16 protein-coding genes are annotated in these 15,769 nt (G+C 38.5%); 14 read left to right on the top strand and 2 right to left on the bottom strand.

All coding sequences use genetic code 11. The annotated features are described in order from the left end of the window. The first annotated feature begins 34 nt into the window (after positions 1-34). From NSQ85_RS06450 to NSQ85_RS06460, 3 genes are all read left to right on the top strand, one after another. On the top strand, positions 35-421 hold the full coding sequence (locus NSQ85_RS06450) for a DUF1934 domain-containing protein (protein ID WP_002953113.1): 387 nt from the start codon (positions 35-37) through the stop codon (positions 419-421). Between the two features lie 291 nt (positions 422-712). Then, on the top strand, positions 713-3,397 hold the full coding sequence (locus NSQ85_RS06455) for a calcium-translocating P-type ATPase, PMCA-type (RefSeq protein WP_179973776.1): 2,685 nt from the start codon (positions 713-715) through the stop codon (positions 3,395-3,397). Between the two features lie 104 nt (positions 3,398-3,501). Beyond that, positions 3,502-4,248 carry an NADPH-dependent oxidoreductase gene (locus NSQ85_RS06460; protein ID WP_179971929.1) on the top strand — a complete coding sequence of 249 codons (747 nt, stop codon included), beginning with the start codon at positions 3,502-3,504 and terminating at the stop codon, positions 4,246-4,248. Between the two features lie 23 nt (positions 4,249-4,271). Here NSQ85_RS06460 and NSQ85_RS06465 read toward each other — a convergent pair whose 3' ends face one another. Continuing rightward, positions 4,272-5,129, bottom strand: coding sequence for a metallophosphoesterase (locus NSQ85_RS06465; protein WP_023909690.1), 858 nt, complete (start codon positions 5,127-5,129; stop codon positions 4,272-4,274). Between the two features lie 93 nt (positions 5,130-5,222). Here NSQ85_RS06465 and queG point away from each other — a divergent pair, with 93 nt between their 5' ends. The 10 genes from queG (at position 5,223) to NSQ85_RS06515 (ending at position 14,906) form a co-directional block, all read left to right on the top strand. Further along, positions 5,223-6,341: a tRNA epoxyqueuosine(34) reductase QueG gene (gene queG / locus NSQ85_RS06470; protein WP_179973775.1), complete on the top strand. Its 1,119-nt coding sequence runs from the start codon at positions 5,223-5,225 to the stop codon at positions 6,339-6,341. A 52-nt stretch (positions 6,342-6,393) separates the two neighbouring features. Next, positions 6,394-7,492, top strand: a protein-coding gene (gene prfB, locus NSQ85_RS06475) for a peptide chain release factor 2 (protein WP_179971927.1) whose coding sequence is annotated in 2 segments (ribosomal slippage) — positions 6,394-6,465 and positions 6,467-7,492 — 1,098 coding nt in all. Because the reading frame shifts where the segments join, the coding sequence is not laid out codon by codon here. A gap of 87 nt (positions 7,493-7,579) precedes the next feature. Continuing rightward, positions 7,580-8,272, top strand: a complete 693-nt coding sequence (ftsE, locus tag NSQ85_RS06480; protein WP_179973007.1) for a cell division ATP-binding protein FtsE — start codon at positions 7,580-7,582, stop codon at positions 8,270-8,272. Next, a complete protein-coding gene (ftsX, locus tag NSQ85_RS06485; protein ID WP_011681194.1) occupies positions 8,265-9,194 on the top strand; it encodes a permease-like cell division protein FtsX in 930 nt (309 codons plus the stop codon). Before ftsE ends, ftsX begins: the two co-directional genes overlap by 8 nt. A gap of 153 nt (positions 9,195-9,347) precedes the next feature. Continuing rightward, entirely contained in the window at positions 9,348-9,830 is a 483-nt protein-coding gene (locus NSQ85_RS06490) for an NUDIX hydrolase (RefSeq protein ID WP_101415632.1), read from the top strand. A 10-nt stretch (positions 9,831-9,840) separates the two neighbouring features. Beyond that, positions 9,841-11,019: an AI-2E family transporter gene (locus tag NSQ85_RS06495; RefSeq protein ID WP_101415631.1), complete on the top strand. Its 1,179-nt coding sequence runs from the start codon at positions 9,841-9,843 to the stop codon at positions 11,017-11,019. Continuing rightward, positions 11,009-12,238: a tetratricopeptide repeat protein gene (locus NSQ85_RS06500; protein WP_179973773.1), complete on the top strand. Its 1,230-nt coding sequence runs from the start codon at positions 11,009-11,011 to the stop codon at positions 12,236-12,238. The genes NSQ85_RS06495 and NSQ85_RS06500 overlap by 11 nt, the downstream gene beginning before the upstream one ends. Positions 12,239-12,360: 122 nt before the next feature. Further along, a complete protein-coding gene (gene lepB / locus NSQ85_RS06505) occupies positions 12,361-12,918 on the top strand; it encodes a signal peptidase I (protein ID WP_340781441.1) in 558 nt (185 codons plus the stop codon). A gap of 207 nt (positions 12,919-13,125) precedes the next feature. Further along, on the top strand, positions 13,126-14,349 hold the full coding sequence (pepT, locus tag NSQ85_RS06510) for a peptidase T (protein WP_340781442.1): 1,224 nt from the start codon (positions 13,126-13,128) through the stop codon (positions 14,347-14,349). A 56-nt stretch (positions 14,350-14,405) separates the two neighbouring features. Beyond that, positions 14,406-14,906: an EbsA family protein gene (locus tag NSQ85_RS06515; RefSeq protein WP_179971922.1), complete on the top strand. Its 501-nt coding sequence runs from the start codon at positions 14,406-14,408 to the stop codon at positions 14,904-14,906. Here NSQ85_RS06515 and NSQ85_RS06520 read toward each other — a convergent pair. After that, positions 14,890-15,087: a ferredoxin gene (locus tag NSQ85_RS06520; RefSeq protein ID WP_011681189.1), complete on the bottom strand. Its 198-nt coding sequence runs from the start codon at positions 15,085-15,087 to the stop codon at positions 14,890-14,892. The genes NSQ85_RS06515 and NSQ85_RS06520 overlap by 17 nt on opposite strands. Positions 15,088-15,132: 45 nt before the next feature. Here NSQ85_RS06520 and NSQ85_RS06525 point away from each other — a divergent pair, with 45 nt between their 5' ends. After that, positions 15,133-15,756: an SAG1386/EF1546 family surface-associated protein gene (locus NSQ85_RS06525; protein WP_340781443.1), complete on the top strand. Its 624-nt coding sequence runs from the start codon at positions 15,133-15,135 to the stop codon at positions 15,754-15,756. Positions 15,757-15,769 lie beyond the last annotated feature (13 nt).

A 15,769-nucleotide genomic window follows, 5' to 3' on the forward strand; every position in this document is an offset into this window, starting at 1 on the left:
GTCAAAATAGATATAGTAACAAAAGGAGTAATAAATGGAAATAAAAATCAAAAATAAAATTAAAGTAGGCGATCAAACGGAAATTATAGAAGAAATCCACACTTGTGAAGTTATGGAAAAAGGAGATTATACCTATCTTGTTCACCACAACTCGGAGAAAGAAAAAGTGGTTATTAAGTTGAACAAGGAAGAGCTGGTGATGACACGCTTTTCTAATCCAAAATCCATTATGCGTTTTTCTGCTAAAGCACCTACCTTGCTCCAAATTCCGACACCACTTGGTGTCCAGCATTTTCTGACAGATACTAGTCTATTTGCTCATGACCCAAATGGACAAACAGTTGATGTTCATTATCAATTGAAGCATCCAGAAACAGAAGATGTTTTTGCTGATTATGAATTAGAAGTTTCATGGTTTTAATTTGTTTAAAAATAGAATCATTTTGATTTGTTTAAAAATAGAATCATTTTGCTTGAAATAATGTTGAATTATGTTAGAATGTGAAGGGAAAATCAAGGGAGTAGCAGGCGACTTTAATCATGAGATTTGATTAAAGGTTGCGATTATGTCGTCATTACGAAATTTTACATTTCCGGCATATTCTTAAACCGCGAGACTTGTTTTTAATTAAACAGGTCTCTTTTAGTATGATTTTTTATATAAAAAGAGTCTTGTTATCCATATTTCCCTATTTAGAAGGAGGAGACTATTTTGTCGAAAGAACAAAGTAAAGCCTTATTTTACACGCAAGGAGTTGAAGAAGTCCTAAAAAGCTTGGACACTTCCGTTGATGGTTTGTCTACTGCACAAGCCAAGGAACGTTTAGATGCTTATGGCTATAACGAGTTGGATGAAGGTGAAAAACGTAGCCTTTTATCAAAATTCATCGACCAGTTTAAAGATTTGATGATCATCATCTTGCTTGTCGCTGCTGCCCTTTCTATCATTACAGAAGGCAGGCATGGTTTGACGGATGCCTGTATTATTTTAGCCGTTGTTGTTTTGAATGCAGCCTTTGGTGTTTATCAAGAGTGGCAAGCAGAAGCGGCTATTGAAGCTCTTAAAAACATGTCAAGTCCAATGGCTCGTGTGCGTCGTGATGGCAATGTGGTTGAAATTGATTCACGTGAATTGGTTCCAGGAGACATTGTTTTGCTTGAAGCAGGTGATGTTGTTCCGGCAGATATGCGTTTGATCGAAGCTGCCTCACTTAAGATTGAAGAAGCTGCCCTTACTGGTGAATCTGTTCCAGTTGAAAAAGATATTACCGAGACGGTTGAAGCAGAAGCCGGAATTGGTGACCGTGTGAATATGTGTTACCAAAACTCAAACGTTACTTACGGTCGTGGTACTGGTGTAGTAACCAATACTGGTATGTATACTGAAGTTGGTAAGATTGCTGATATGCTAGCTAATGCGGACGAATTACAAACGCCGTTGAAGCAAAGCTTGGAGCAATTGTCTAAGACTTTGACTTACCTTATTATTGCTATTGCCTTGGTGACATTCTTGGTTAGTGTATTTATTCGTGGCGAACAGCCCCTTGAAGGTTTGATGGTTGCAGTTGCTCTTGCCGTTGCAGCTATTCCTGAAGGATTGCCTGCCATTGTAACGATTCTCTTGTCACTTGGAACAACGACTCTTGCCAAACGCAATGCGATTGTTCGTAAATTGCAAGCAGTTGAAACCCTGGGTTCAACTGAAATTATCGCATCTGATAAGACTGGTACCTTAACGATGAACCAGATGACTGTTGAAAAAGTCTATACAAACGGTCAATTGCAAAATGCTGATACAGAACTTGGTGCTGACAATACGACCCTTCGTATTATGACCTTTGCTAATGATACAAAGGTGGATCCAGATGGTAAATTAATCGGAGACCCAACAGAAACAGCACTTGTACAGTTTGGTTTAGATCACAATTTTGATGTTCGTGAAGTCTTGAAATCAGAGCCTCGTGTGGCAGAGTTGCCATTTGACTCTGACCGTAAGCTCATGTCTACTATCCATAAGGAACCAGATGGTTCTTACTTTGTAGCCGTCAAGGGTGCGCCTGACCAATTGATCAAGCGTGTTACTCGAATTGAAATCAATGGAGAAGTTCGCCCAATTACGGATGAAGACAAACAAGCTATCCTTGCTGTCAACAAAGACTTAGCAAAACAAGCCCTTCGTGTCTTGATGATGGCTTATAAGACAACAAGTGAAATTCCTACTTTGGAATCTGAAGTTGTTGAGTCTGATTTGATTTTCTCTGGTTTGGTTGGGATGATTGACCCAGAACGTCCTGAAGCAGCAGAAGCTGTCCGTGTCGCTAAAGGGGCGGGAATCCGTCCAATTATGATTACAGGTGACCACCAAGATACAGCGGAAGCAATCGCTAAGCGTCTCGGTATCATTGATCCAAATGATACGGGAGATCGTGTCATTACTGGGGCTGAGCTTAATGAGCTTTCTGATGAGGAATTCCAGAAAGTCTTCAAACAGTACTCAGTTTATGCGCGTGTGTCTCCTGAACACAAGGTTCGTATTGTTAAGGCTTGGCAAAATGAGGGCAAGGTTGTTGCTATGACAGGTGACGGGGTCAATGATGCGCCAGCACTTAAGACAGCTGATATTGGTATCGGTATGGGGATTACAGGTACAGAGGTTTCTAAGGGAGCTTCTGATATTGTTCTTGCCGATGATAACTTTGCGACAATTATCGTTGCTGTAGAAGAAGGTCGAAAGATCTTCTCCAATATTCAAAAATCAATCCAGTACCTCTTGTCAGCTAACATGGCCGAAGTCTTTATTATCTTCTTTGCTACATTATTTGGATGGGATGTGCTTCAACCAGTGCACCTTCTCTGGATTAACTTAGTAACAGATACCCTTCCAGCCATCGCTCTTGGTGTTGAGCCAGCTGAACCAGGTATTATGACTCACAAACCTCGTGGACGTCAATCAAACTTCTTTGATGGTGGGGTCTTTGGTGCTATCATGTATCAAGGTGTTTTCCAAACTATCCTGGTTCTTGCAGTATATGGTTGGGGTCTTGTTTTCCCAGAACATCATACACAAGCAGAAATTCATGCAGATGCCCTTACAATGGCCTATGCAACACTTGGATTGATTCAGTTGCTTCATGCCTTTAACGTTAAGTCTGTTTATCAATCAGTCTTTAAAGTTGGTCTCTTTAGAAACAAGACATTTAACTGGGCAATTCCAGTTGCCTTCATCCTCTTGATGGCAACTATCGTGGTTCCTGGGTTGAATAATCTCTTCCATGTGTCACATCTAAGTTTTACACAATGGCTTGCGGTTATTGTAGGTTCATTCTTGATTGTGGTTTTGGTTGAAATAGTCAAAGCTATTCAACGTGCCTTTGGTAAGGATAAAGACGCTATTTAAGATATAAAGTCAGAGACAATGGTCTTTGGCTTTTTCTTATCACATCTTGAATTCATTAGCTGTCTTGTTTATAATGAAAGGAACTATAAGTTAAGGAGAAGGTCATGAACGAAACTATTAAGACACAACTCAATCACCGCAGTATTCGTCAGTTTAAACCTGTGGCTTTGGCACAAGAAGAGGTTAACCTCCTGGTTGATGTTGCCAGACATGCACCAACAAGTAATTTTAGACAGGCTTATTCGATTATCAGTATTACTGATGAAAAATTGAAGGAACAAATTGCAGAAATTGCCAACCAACCCTATATTCCTAATACTGGGCACCTCTTTGTATTTGTTGTGGACCAAAGACGTAATACCTTGATTGCAGAAGCTAAGGGAGCCAAGGCTTTGGTACAAGGTAGTCCTGAACGCTTTATTTCAGCTTTTTCAGATGCTATGATTGCTGCGCAAAATATGGTGGTAGCTGCTGAGAGTTTAGGTATGGGAACTGTTTATTTGGGCAGTATCTTAAATGATAATGCTAAACTTTCAGAGCTCCTCAAACTTCCAAAGTATGTCTATCCAGCAGTTGGTTTAGCAGTTGGTTGGCCAGACCAGAAACCGCAGCTTAAACCTCGTTTGCCACGTCATGTCATCCATATGGAAAATTACTATAAAGATTTGGAAAATCCCTTGGCGGAGCTAAAAGACTACGACGCTGAAGTCCATGAGTATTATGATCTTCGCGATCTCAATAACAGAGTTGATGAATTTACGACTCAAATTGCCAAGACCATGGACAAATCCGTTGCCAATCGTGCTAACACCTTGAAGGATCTACAAAAGCAGGGATTTTTCATCGACTAAAAAACGACTCTCAAAGAGTCGTTCTATAAATCGAATAATGTCATAGATGAAAGGAACTCATTTGCTAGCTCCTTTTTTTCGTAATCTAAAAACTCTGGCCGTTTCTTGACTAGGTTGTAACGTTTGGAGAGGTTCCATGTTCCAGTAGGATTGAGTTCAGGGTGATTGGAAACAAAGTCAATGGTTAAATCCCATTCACGTCGGTATCCAAGAGGACGCGAGTGATAGGTTACACCGTCAATCGTTACCGTCCCATAACTTCGGTGGGCATGACCGAAAACAACATCTTTAACGCTGTGCTTGACGAAAATCTTATGGAATTGTTCAGATCCTAAAAAAGCGTTAAAAGGTTTAAAACGCTCGTGAGTCATGGTGAAACGATTGTGAGGAACAAAATGCATGGCAACTATAAGTTTGCTAGTGTCCAAATCATTTAGAATATCGTCTAGCCTCTTGAGACCATTGTGACAGATTTCTGGATCGTTACCCAATCGCTTGAGGCGTCTGTCAAACCAGAGTTGCTTCTTACGTTTGAGAATCTTATCCAACTTTTCACCAGAATAGGAATAATCATACCATCCATGAAAGGCCAATAATGTCATACTTCCTAAATCAATTACCTGAAAATCCAGATTATCAATAAGGTCATCCTCTAAATCAAGCATATCATGATTGCCTAAATTAGAGGTAACCTTGACCTCCTTAGAAAGTTTGTGTAGAAAAGGTTTCGTGTCGATAAAATAATGGTTAGAAATATCACCAGCGATATGTAGGTGGGTGACCTTTTGATCTTTTAGACACTTTATAAGAGTATCAATTTCATATGTCTCAAAATGATTTAAATCAATATGTAAATCACTCATTACTGCAAGTCTTGTCATAGAAACATTGTAACAAAAAGGTCGTACCTTGTCCTTAGACGAAGATGATAAAAAATACTTGCCCTTGTGCTCTGTTTTCATTATGATAAGAATATGAATATCAAGTTAGAAATACAAAAGATGGCCAAGGAAATTGGCATTTCAAAAATTGGTTTTACAACCGCTGATGATTTCGACTATCTGGAAAAATCCCTTCGTCTTGGTGTCGAAGAAGGGCGAACAACAGGATTTGAACATAAAAATATTGAAGAGCGTATTTACCCCAAATTGAGCTTGGAATCAGCTAAAACCATCATATCTATTGCTGTGGCCTATCCGCATAAGTTGCCGCAACAACCCCAAAAAACAGAATTTAAGCGTGGCAAAATCACTCCAAATTCATGGGGCCTAGATTATCACTATGTTTTGCAGGATAAACTGAAATGCCTGGCAGAAGGTATTGAAAAACTAACGGAAAACTTCGAATATAAAGGTATGGTGGACACTGGAGCCTTGGTTGATACAGCAGTGGCTAAGCGAGCTGGAATAGGCTTTATCGGAAAGAATGGACTCGTTATCTCGAAAGAATACGGGTCTTACATGTATCTTGGCGAGCTTATCACTAATCTAGAGATTGAACCAGACCAAGAAGTTGACTATGGTTGTGGGGATTGCCGTCGTTGTCTGGATGCCTGTCCGACATCTTGTCTCATTGGTGATGGTACGATGAATGCTCGTCGTTGCCTATCCTTTCAAACCCAAGATAAGGGGATGATGGATATGGAGTTTCGAAAGAAGATAAAGACTGTTATCTATGGTTGTGACATCTGTCAGATTTCCTGTCCATATAACAGGGGTATCGACAATCCCTTGGTTTCAGACATTGATCCTGAGCTTGCCATGCCTGAATTACTCCCATTTCTAGAGCTGACTAATACGTCCTTTAAGGAGACATTTGGAATGATTGCCGGTTCCTGGCGAGGGAAGAGTATTCTTCAACGTAATGCCATTATTGCCTTGGCTAACCTACATGATCGCAATGCTATTGTCAAACTGATGGAGATAATTGATAAGAATAATAATCCTATTCATACAGCAACGGCTATTTGGGCTCTCGGTGAGATTGTTAAGAAGCCCGATGAGGCTATGTTAGACTATATGAGAGGACTCTCACCAAAGGATGAGCACTCCCAAGCAGAGTGGGAGCTTGTGTGTGCAAAATGGCAAATTTAAGTGATTTATGCTAGAATTAAGCATAATACTATAAATTGGAGGAAACCTATCCATGGAAGTGGCAGAAATTCGCCAAAAAATCTCTGAAAATCAAGAGAAGCTCGTGAGCTTCGGGAGGTCTCTTTGACTTAAATCGTTTGGAAGAGGACATTGCGCTCCTTGAAAACCGAATGACTGAGCCAGATTTTTGGAATGATAATATTGCGGCTCAAAAGACCTCTCAAGAGTTAAATGAGCTCAAAATGAAATATGAAACTTTCAATAACATGAAAGAGCTCTCTGACGAGACAGAGCTTTATTTGGAAATGTTGGAAGAAGATGATAGCGTTCAAGAGGAACTCGAAGAAACGCTCGAAAAACTTGATAAGATTATGACAAGTTACGAGATGACGTTGCTCTTGTCTGAGCCATATGACCATAACAATGCCATTCTTGAAATTCATCCAGGATCTGGTGGAACTGAAGCTCAGGACTGGGCAGAAATGTTACTCCGTATGTACCAGCGTTATGGAAATGCCAAAGGTTTCAAAGTTGAAATTTTGGATTATCAGGCTGGTGATGAGGCTGGAATCAAATCTGTAACTCTTGCTTTTGAGGGACCTAATGCATATGGATTCCTCAAGTCAGAAATGGGTGTTCACCGTTTGGTTCGTATCTCACCATTTGACTCTGCTAAGCGTCGTCACACTTCATTTACATCAGTGGAAGTCATGCCTGAATTGGATGATACCATTGAAGTTGAAATTCGTGATGACGATATCAAGATGGATACTTTCCGATCAGGTGGTGCAGGCGGTCAGAACGTCAATAAGGTTTCTACCGGTGTGCGTTTGACTCACATTCCAACAGGTATTGTTGTAGCTTCTACGGTTGACCGTACACAATACGGAAACCGAGATCGTGCTATGAAGATGCTTCAAGCTAAGCTCTATCAAATGGAGCAAGAAAAGAAAGCAGAAGAAGTGAATGTCTTGAAAGGTGATAAGAAAGAAATCACTTGGGGAAGCCAAATTCGTTCATATGTTTTCACCCCATATACCATGGTTAAAGATCACCGTACAGGCTATGAAGTTGCCCAGGTTGATAAAATAATGGATGGGGATATTGAAGGTTTCATCGATGCCTACCTCAAGTGGCGTATGGAAGAATAGTAAAGATATACTGTTTTAAAGTATTAAGATACTCTATCTCAATGAAAGGAAGACTTTCAGCTATTTTAGTAGTTGAATACTGATATTATGGCTCTTATTGAATTAAAAGACGTTACTAAGAAGTATGATAAGTCAACAACAGCCCTCAGGCATATTGATTTATCTATCAACTCAGGGGAGTTTGTTTACTTGGTCGGTCCTTCTGGTGCAGGTAAATCAAGTCTAATTCGCTTGTTCTACCAAGAAGAAAAATTGACGAGTGGTTCTATGAAGGTTGGGGAGTTTGATTTAACTCGTCTTCGTAAGAAAGATGTACCACTCTTGCGACGTTCTATTGGAGTTGTTTTCCAAGATTATAAACTTCTTCCAAAGAAAACAGCTTTTGAAAATGTTGCCTATGCCATGGAAGTTATTGGTGAGAAACCTCGTCATATCAAGAAACGTGTGACAGAAGTTCTCGAGTTGGTTGGTCTCAAACACAAGATGCGTTCATTCCCAAATCAATTGTCTGGTGGTGAGCAACAACGTGTCGCTATTGCGCGTGCCATTGTTAATAATCCCAAGGTTTTGATTGCAGATGAGCCAACAGGAAACTTGGACCCAGAGATTTCTTGGGAAATTGTGCAGGTCCTTGAACGTATTAACTTACAAGGGACTACCATTATAATGGCAACCCATAACTCAACTATCGTTAATAATCTTCGACATCGTGTCGTAGAGATTGAAGAAGGTCGTATTGTTCGTGATGAAGAGGAAGGAGAGTACGGTTACCATGATTAGACGCTTTTTCCGTCACTTAGGAGAATCTATTAAGAACCTCAAACGTAATTTATTGTCGACACTTACGGCAGTATTTTCGGTTATGATTGTCCTTTCGCTTTTAGGTGTATTTGGTTCTGTTATTCTTAACACGCAAAAATTGGCTTCAGATATTGAAAAGAATATTCAGGTCAATGTTTACTTGGATCCAGATTCAACAGATGCTTCAGAAACAGTCAAGGAACTTTCTGGACAAATCGTTGCCAATAAGGACTACCATAAAATTTATAATGCTTTGACTAAAATCAAAGGTGTAGATAAGGTTACTTTTTCTAGCAAAGAAGAACAAAAGAAACAACTCATTGAAACAATGGGGTCAAGTTTCGAGACTGCTACTGGCGATGCCAACCCTCTGTCAGATGTCTACATCGTTCAAACTAAATCACCAGATGATGTTAGTCGTGTTGCCAAGGAAGCAAAAGCTATTCAGGGCGTTGATAATGCTAACTTTGGTGGATCAGATACCGAAATTTTGATGGCTACTATGAAACGTGTTCAATTTTGGGGAATCATTGCTACAGCTCTCTTAACTATTGTAGCTGTCCTATTGATTTCAAATACCATCCGTATTACCATTATGTCACGTGCGACTGAAATTCAAATCATGCGTTTGGTAGGTGCGAAAAACTCATACATTCGTCGTCCTTACTTGATGGAGGGAGCTTGGATTGGAGCACTTGGTGCCATCATTCCTTCTGTCCTTATTTATGTTTTGTATCACATGGTTTACTCAACCTTAAACCCTGATTTTGTTAAAGGTGGTATTTCTATGTATGATGCAGATTGGTTTGTCTATGCAGTCATTGGTACCCTCTTCGCAGTCGGTATTATTATCGGTTCGATTGGGTCACGTATGGCCATGCGCCGTTATTTGAAATATTAATGCAATTAAAAGAGAACCGTTTTGGTTCTCTTTTTTCGGTATAGAAGCTTTCTAATGCATAAGTTCTAGCTTTATCTCAAAATCATGGCTCAAAGCCCAAAATCAATCCTAGATTTGGTATAATGTTTAAAAACATTGGAAAAGAGATATATTATGACAAAGTTAGCTACCATTTGTTATATTGACAATGGGAAGGAGCTTTTGCTCCTACATCGTAATAAAAAGCCTAATGATGTTCATGAAGGAAAGTGGATTTCTGTCGGGGGAAAACTAGAAGCGGGAGAAACGCCTGACGAATGTGCTCGTCGTGAAATTTTCGAGGAAACTCATTTGACAGTGAAGGAGATGGACTTCAAAGGTATGATTACCTTCCCAGAATTTACTCCGGGCCACGATTGGTATACTTATGTCTTTAAGGTGACTGATTTTGAAGGGAAACTCATTTCTGATGAGGAATCTCGTGAAGGGACACTTGAATGGGTACCATATGATCAGGTTTTAACTAAACAAACCTGGGAAGGTGACTATGAGATTTTTAAGTGGATTCTAGAAGATAAACCTTTCTTCTCTGCAAAATTTAGCTACGATCGTAACCAAAACTTGATAGATAAAACTGTAACATTCTATGATAAATAAAGGAGGAACTATGAGCCGTAAAAAGACAGAAAAATTTTCAGAAACATGGTTTTTTAAGTGGATTTTGAATAATCAGGCGGTAGTGTCCTTTCTAATCTTATTCTTGATTGGTTTGACGGTCTTGATTTTTACCAAAATTAGTCCAATTTTTTCACCAGTTATTCAATTTCTGACCATTATTATGTTGCCTCTGGTCATTTCCATGCTTCTTTATTATTTGATAAAACCTTTGGTGCTGTTAGTCGAAAGAACTGGTTTAAACCGAACCATGTCTATCTTGGTTATCTATGCTATTCTTGCCTTGCTCTTAGTTTGGGGAATTTCGACAGCTATTCCTAACTTACAAGATCAAATTTTGATTTTGCTTAAAAATGCCCCATCATACATTTCTCGTGCGAACAGTGAAACGGAACGTTGGTTGAAACTTCCTATTCTTTCCAATTTTCATGGAGATTTAGAGGCCATGCTTAGCGATTTTTCAGTGAGAATGGTCAATTATGCCGAGAACTTTTCTACTTCAGCTCTTAGTTGGATTGGGACCTTTGCTAGCACAGTTGCAAGAGTAACAGTTGCTATCATTTTGACACCATTCATTCTTTTTTATCTCTTAAGAGATAGTCAAAAGATGAAACATAACTTTGTCTCAGCTTTACCGACGCGCTTTCGGGAAACGACTGTCCGTATGCTTTCAGATATCAATAATCAGCTTGAAGGTTATGTTCGAGGTCAAGTGACAGTCGCGATTGTCATAGCAATTATGTTCTGTATCATGTTCAAGATTGTTGGGCTTCGTTATGGCATGACTTTTGGTATTTTAGCAGGATTTCTAAACATGATTCCTTATCTTGGAAGTTTTATAGCTATGGTACCGGTTGTTATTATGGGATTGGTTCAAGGCCCTGCTATGCTAATCAAGGTTCTCATCATTTTTGTTATCGAGCAAACTATTGAAGGACGTTTTGTTTCTCCACTTGTTCTGGGAAATAAACTAAGTATTCACCCTATTACCATTATGTTTATTCTTTTGACAGCAGGTTCTCTTTACGGTGTTTGGGGAGTATTGTTGGGTATTCCAATTTACGCTTCTATTAAGGTTGTTGTTAAGGAGATTTTTGATTGGTACCGTTCTGTAAGTAATCTTTACCAAGATGACATTAAAATTAAAGGACAAAAATACGATGTTAAATAGTGAAAAAATGGTTGCCTCTATTGAGAAGCAAGATTTACACCATGCGGATAAATATTTTAAAAAAGCTTTAAATGAGGATCCAGCAGAGGTTCTTGTTGAGTTAGCCGAATATTTAGAGTCTATTGGCTTTTTACCACAGGCACAGGAAATTTATGAAAAAGTTCGTTTTGATTTTCCAGAGGTCAATGTTAACTTAGCACAAATTGTAGCCGAAGATGGTAATATTGAAGAAGCGTTTCTCTATTTAGATGCTATTCCTGAGGAGTCTGAGGACTATTTGTCTGCGTTGATTGTAAAGGCAGACCTCTACCAAATGGAGGGCTTAACGGATGTAGCCCGTGACAAGTTGTTGGAAGCAAGTCAACTATCAGATGACTCATTGATTATTTTTGGTTTGGCTGAGATGGAGTTTGAACTCGGAAATTTTGAGCAAGCCATTCAATACTATGCCAAACTGGATAATCGTGATCTTCTTACAACAACTGGCGTTTCTACTTATGAGCGTATCGGTAAGTCTTATGCCAGTCTTGGTAAATTTGAAGCTGCTCGTGAATTTTTGGAAAAAGCCATTGAAATTGAATACAATGACACTATTGCTTTTGAATTAGCCACTCTACTATATGATCAAGAAGAGTATCAAAAAGCTAATTTCTACTTTAAGCAGATAGAAACTATGTCTTCCGATTTTGAGGGTTATGAGTATAATTACGCTTTATCGCTTCACGCTGAACATCGAACAGAAGAAGCTTTACGTATGACGCAGCAAGGCATTTCGAAGAATGCTTTTGATGTTCAATTACTTTTGTTAGCATCACAGTTATCCTATGAATTACATGACACTCAGTCGGCTGAATCCTATTTGAAGCAGGCTTTACCACTAGCGGAAGATAATGATGAAATCGTCTTACGTTTAAGTGCTCTTTATTTGGAAGAAGAACGTTTCGATGATCTTGTAGCTTTAGCTGATTACGAGGTTGATTCTGTTTTGGCTCGTTGGAATATCGCCAAGGCTTATCAAGCACTTGATGATGAAGAAAAAGCCTTTCAAATCTATCAAGATTTGTCTAAAGATTTGGCTGATAATCCTGAATTCTTACAGGATTATGCATATATTCTAAGAGAATTTGGTTACAGAGACCAGGCGCGTGTAACAGCAGAAAAATACCTTGCCTTGGTGCCAGACGATGTCAATATGCAAACGTTTCTTGAAGATTATTAAACTTTAAAATGCTATAATTAGTGGTTTATAGAGAAAAAGGGGAGTGCGAATCTTACTGAACTCCCTCTTTTTTTATTTGTTTATTTATGTTATAATTTTATTGGGACCCATAAGGAGTAAATATGGTTAAGAGAGATTTAATTCGAAATATTATCATAGCAGTTCTTGCCATTGTAGTGATTTTATTGTTAAGAGTTTTTGTGTTATCAACACACCGTGTAACCGAAGGTCAGGCGAATGACTATATTCATGCAGGTGATTATGTTACTTTCAATAAAAAGGTTGAACCGCATAATAAGGACTTTATCCTGTATACGGTTAATGGTAAGGAATATATCGGCCGTATCATTGCAGATGAAGGTAAGAGTGTAACAGCTATGGATGATTTTCTTTATGTTAATGATAAACCAGTTAATGAAACCTATATCAGCAAAGATAAGTCAGCTTATTTAGCAACCGTTTCACCTGGGAATTTTTTCACAGATGATTTTTCAATTGAAACATTGACTGATAATAAGCAAACTAAAATCAAGAAGGGACAGTACCTTGTATTGAACGATAATCGTCGTGATACTGAAGATAGTCGTAAGTTTGGTCTTATTGAAAAAGACCAAATCAAGGGAGTTATCTCTTTCAGATTGTACCCTCTATCTCGCTTCGGTTTTGTTGATGTGGATTAATATTTCAATACCACTAAAAAAGCTGGAGACTTTTGATAAGTTTCCAGCTTTTTTAGTGATATTGGTTTTAGTGAATGCCATTGTGGAAGGAATTAAGGCTTACTACGAAAAAGAATATAAAGTTTAAGTTATACGGTTAACCCATCAATATGATGGGTTTTTATGCTATAATTGAGGTAAATAGTAAATACAATAAAAGGAGCGCTTATGGCCTACGATCGACTCTTAGAGCGTTTTCTACGCTATGTCAAAATTAATACACGTAGTGATGAAAATGCAATAAGGACGCCAACAACACAAAGCCAGGTAGATTTTGCTTTGAATATTCTAAAACCAGAATTAGAAGAACTAGGGTTAAGTAATATCCATTATTTGGAAAATAATGGTTACCTAGTGGCAACACTGCCGGCTAACGATGACCGATTAACACGTAAGATTGGTTTCATTTCTCATATGGATACTGCAGATTTTAACGCAGAAGGAGTATCACCCCAAGTTATTGAATCCTATGATGGGGATATTATTCCTCTTGGAACATCAGGTTATAACCTAGATCCAGCTGATTTCCCTAATCTCCAGAATTACATCGGTCAGACACTTATTACGACAGATGGCACCACTCTTCTTGGAGCTGATGATAAAGCCGGTATTGCTGAGATTATGACAGCATTGGCTCATTTGAAGGCAAATCCTGAAATCAAACATTGTGAAATTCGTGTAGGCTTTGGTCCTGATGAAGAAATTGGAATTGGCGCAGATAAATTTGATGTTGATGATTTTGATGTCGATTTTGCCTACACTGTTGACGGTGGTCCATTGGGTGAATTGCAATATGAAACCTTCTCTGCAGCGGTTGCAGAGCTGATATTTCATGGCCGTAATGTTCACCCTGGAACAGCAAAAGGTCAGATGGTCAATGCTTTGCAATTAGCAATTGATTTTCATAATCAGTTACCAGCAGAAGATCGTCCAGAGTTGACGGATGGTTATCAAGGTTTCAACCATCTTCAAACAATGACAGGTACTGTTGAAGAAGCAATTTCATCATATATCATTCGTGATTTTGAGACAGAGTCTTTTGAAAATCGAAAAGCCACTTTCGAAGAAATTGCCGATAAAATGAATCAAGTCTACGGTCAAACGCGAGTTGATTTGGCGATCAAGGATCAATACTATAACATGCGTCAAGTCATTGAAAAAGATATGATGCCTGTTGAGTTGGTTAAGGATGTTATGGAGGACCTAGGAATTGTTCCAGTGATTGAGCCAATACGTGGTGGAACAGATGGTTCAAAGATATCCTTCATGGGCATTCCAACGCCAAACCTTTTTGCAGGTGGTGAAAATATGCATGGTCGTTATGAGTACGTTTCTTTGCAGACAATGGAAAAAGCTGTAGATGTTATTCTTGGAATTGTCAGTAAACCTTAATTGTGTTTGCTAAAAACTGATTTTATGGTAAAATTAGAAGTAATGGAGGTGCTGAGATGATTAAAATTTTCGGCAAGTATCGTTACCATTGGCAACCCGAATTATCTTGGCTTATTATTTATTGGTCTTTAGCCATCACGCCAATCTTTATTGCAGGGGCCCTTCTGTTCGAGTTGTACTCGGTGCCCTCACATATTTTGATGCTTTTCACTATTTTTGTCGCTTTATTTGGTCTAGGGTTTCATCGTTACTTTATTATTGAAGATAATGGAATATTGCGTATTGTTTCTTTCAATATTTTTAAACCGCGTAAGGTACAGATTAGTGATATTGAAAAAGTGGAGGTTATTAAAACCGGCTTGTGCCTCATTTTTAAAAATGGAAAGAAACGTAAGTTTTATATGAGAAAGTGGCCTAAGAAATATTTCTTAGATGCTTTAGCGCTTCATCCTAATTTCAAAGGTGAGGTAGAACTAATGGATTATATGACTAATTTTGATTATTTTGCATTTTATGAGGAATCAAAAAAAGCCCTTAAGATTAAACTTCGCAAATAAGGGCTTTAGTAGGACATGATTTGACAGCTGTCAAAGTCTCGGGGCTATTTTCAATCGTCCTACTAAGTTGGTCGCTATCTTTAAACCTAACGATTCCTTCGTCATCATAATCAAAAACGGGAGAGTAGGTTTGGCACAAACCACAAGCGATACATTTTTCTGGAATTAATGATACTTTCATAGTATTATTTTAAAATAGATTTATTATTTTTACAAGGAGAAAATCATGAGTAAAAAACCATGGGAAGATAAGGTTTCTGAAGAAGATTCGGAAGAAGTAGTTGATGCTGATTTTCTAAATGATGAAGATGAGTTTGAGGATTCTGAAGAAGAGAAAAACACTCCTTCAGATGAGGATCAAGAAAAAAGTGGCTTCATTAATTCGTCATTCTTGACAGTCTTGCTTGGCTTGTTCTTTATTATTGTTGTATGTATTTTATTCTTTGTTTTCTATACATCAAATATTGGAGGAAGTAAAACTGCGGCGTCTAAGGAATCTTCAGGTTTCTCTTCAACTAGCAAAGTCGTTAAATCTTCATCAAGCAAAAAAGATTCAAGTATGGGTGAAGATAGTGAGAAGTCAACTAAAGAGAAATCATCATCAACGAAAGCATCCAGTTCTTCTAAACCTGTTGAAAAAGACTATACAACTGACTCAGCTGCAACAACACCATCAAGTGCTACATCAGCAACTGACGGTTCATCAATCGTTGTTCAACCTGGCGAAGGTGCAGCTTCTATCGCAGCTCGTGCAGGTATCTCTGTAGATGAGTTGCAACGTCTGAACCCAGACCACATGACAAATGGTTACTGGTTTGCTAACCCAGGAGATGTTGTTAAAATTCAATAATTTAAAAGCAAAG

Origin of the sequence: Streptococcus sp. FSL L8-0526 (assembly GCF_038007145.1) — a bacterium.
In the GTDB taxonomy this organism is placed as follows: Bacteria; Bacillota; Bacilli; order Lactobacillales; family Streptococcaceae; genus Streptococcus; species Streptococcus thermophilus.

Bases quoted from the DNA above. Each gene is read 5' to 3' on its own strand.
- NSQ85_RS06450 (WP_002953113.1), top strand. From the start codon at position 35: ATGGAAATAAAAATCAAAAATAAAATTAAAGTAGGCGATCAAACGGAA.
- NSQ85_RS06460 (WP_179971929.1), top strand. From the start codon at position 3,502: ATGAACGAAACTATTAAGACACAACTCAATCACCGCAGTATTCGTCAG.
- NSQ85_RS06465 (WP_023909690.1), bottom strand. From the start codon at position 5,129: ATGACAAGACTTGCAGTAATGAGTGATTTACATATTGATTTAAATCAT.
- queG (WP_179973775.1), top strand. From the start codon at position 5,223: ATGAATATCAAGTTAGAAATACAAAAGATGGCCAAGGAAATTGGCATT.
- ftsE (WP_179973007.1), top strand. From the start codon at position 7,580: ATGGCTCTTATTGAATTAAAAGACGTTACTAAGAAGTATGATAAGTCA.
- ftsX (WP_011681194.1), top strand. From the start codon at position 8,265: ATGATTAGACGCTTTTTCCGTCACTTAGGAGAATCTATTAAGAACCTC.
- NSQ85_RS06490 (WP_101415632.1), top strand. From the start codon at position 9,348: ATGACAAAGTTAGCTACCATTTGTTATATTGACAATGGGAAGGAGCTT.
- NSQ85_RS06495 (WP_101415631.1), top strand. From the start codon at position 9,841: ATGAGCCGTAAAAAGACAGAAAAATTTTCAGAAACATGGTTTTTTAAG.
- NSQ85_RS06500 (WP_179973773.1), top strand. From the start codon at position 11,009: ATGTTAAATAGTGAAAAAATGGTTGCCTCTATTGAGAAGCAAGATTTA.
- lepB (WP_340781441.1), top strand. From the start codon at position 12,361: ATGGTTAAGAGAGATTTAATTCGAAATATTATCATAGCAGTTCTTGCC.
- pepT (WP_340781442.1), top strand. From the start codon at position 13,126: ATGGCCTACGATCGACTCTTAGAGCGTTTTCTACGCTATGTCAAAATT.
- NSQ85_RS06515 (WP_179971922.1), top strand. From the start codon at position 14,406: ATGATTAAAATTTTCGGCAAGTATCGTTACCATTGGCAACCCGAATTA.
- NSQ85_RS06520 (WP_011681189.1), bottom strand. From the start codon at position 15,087: ATGAAAGTATCATTAATTCCAGAAAAATGTATCGCTTGTGGTTTGTGC.
- NSQ85_RS06525 (WP_340781443.1), top strand. From the start codon at position 15,133: ATGAGTAAAAAACCATGGGAAGATAAGGTTTCTGAAGAAGATTCGGAA.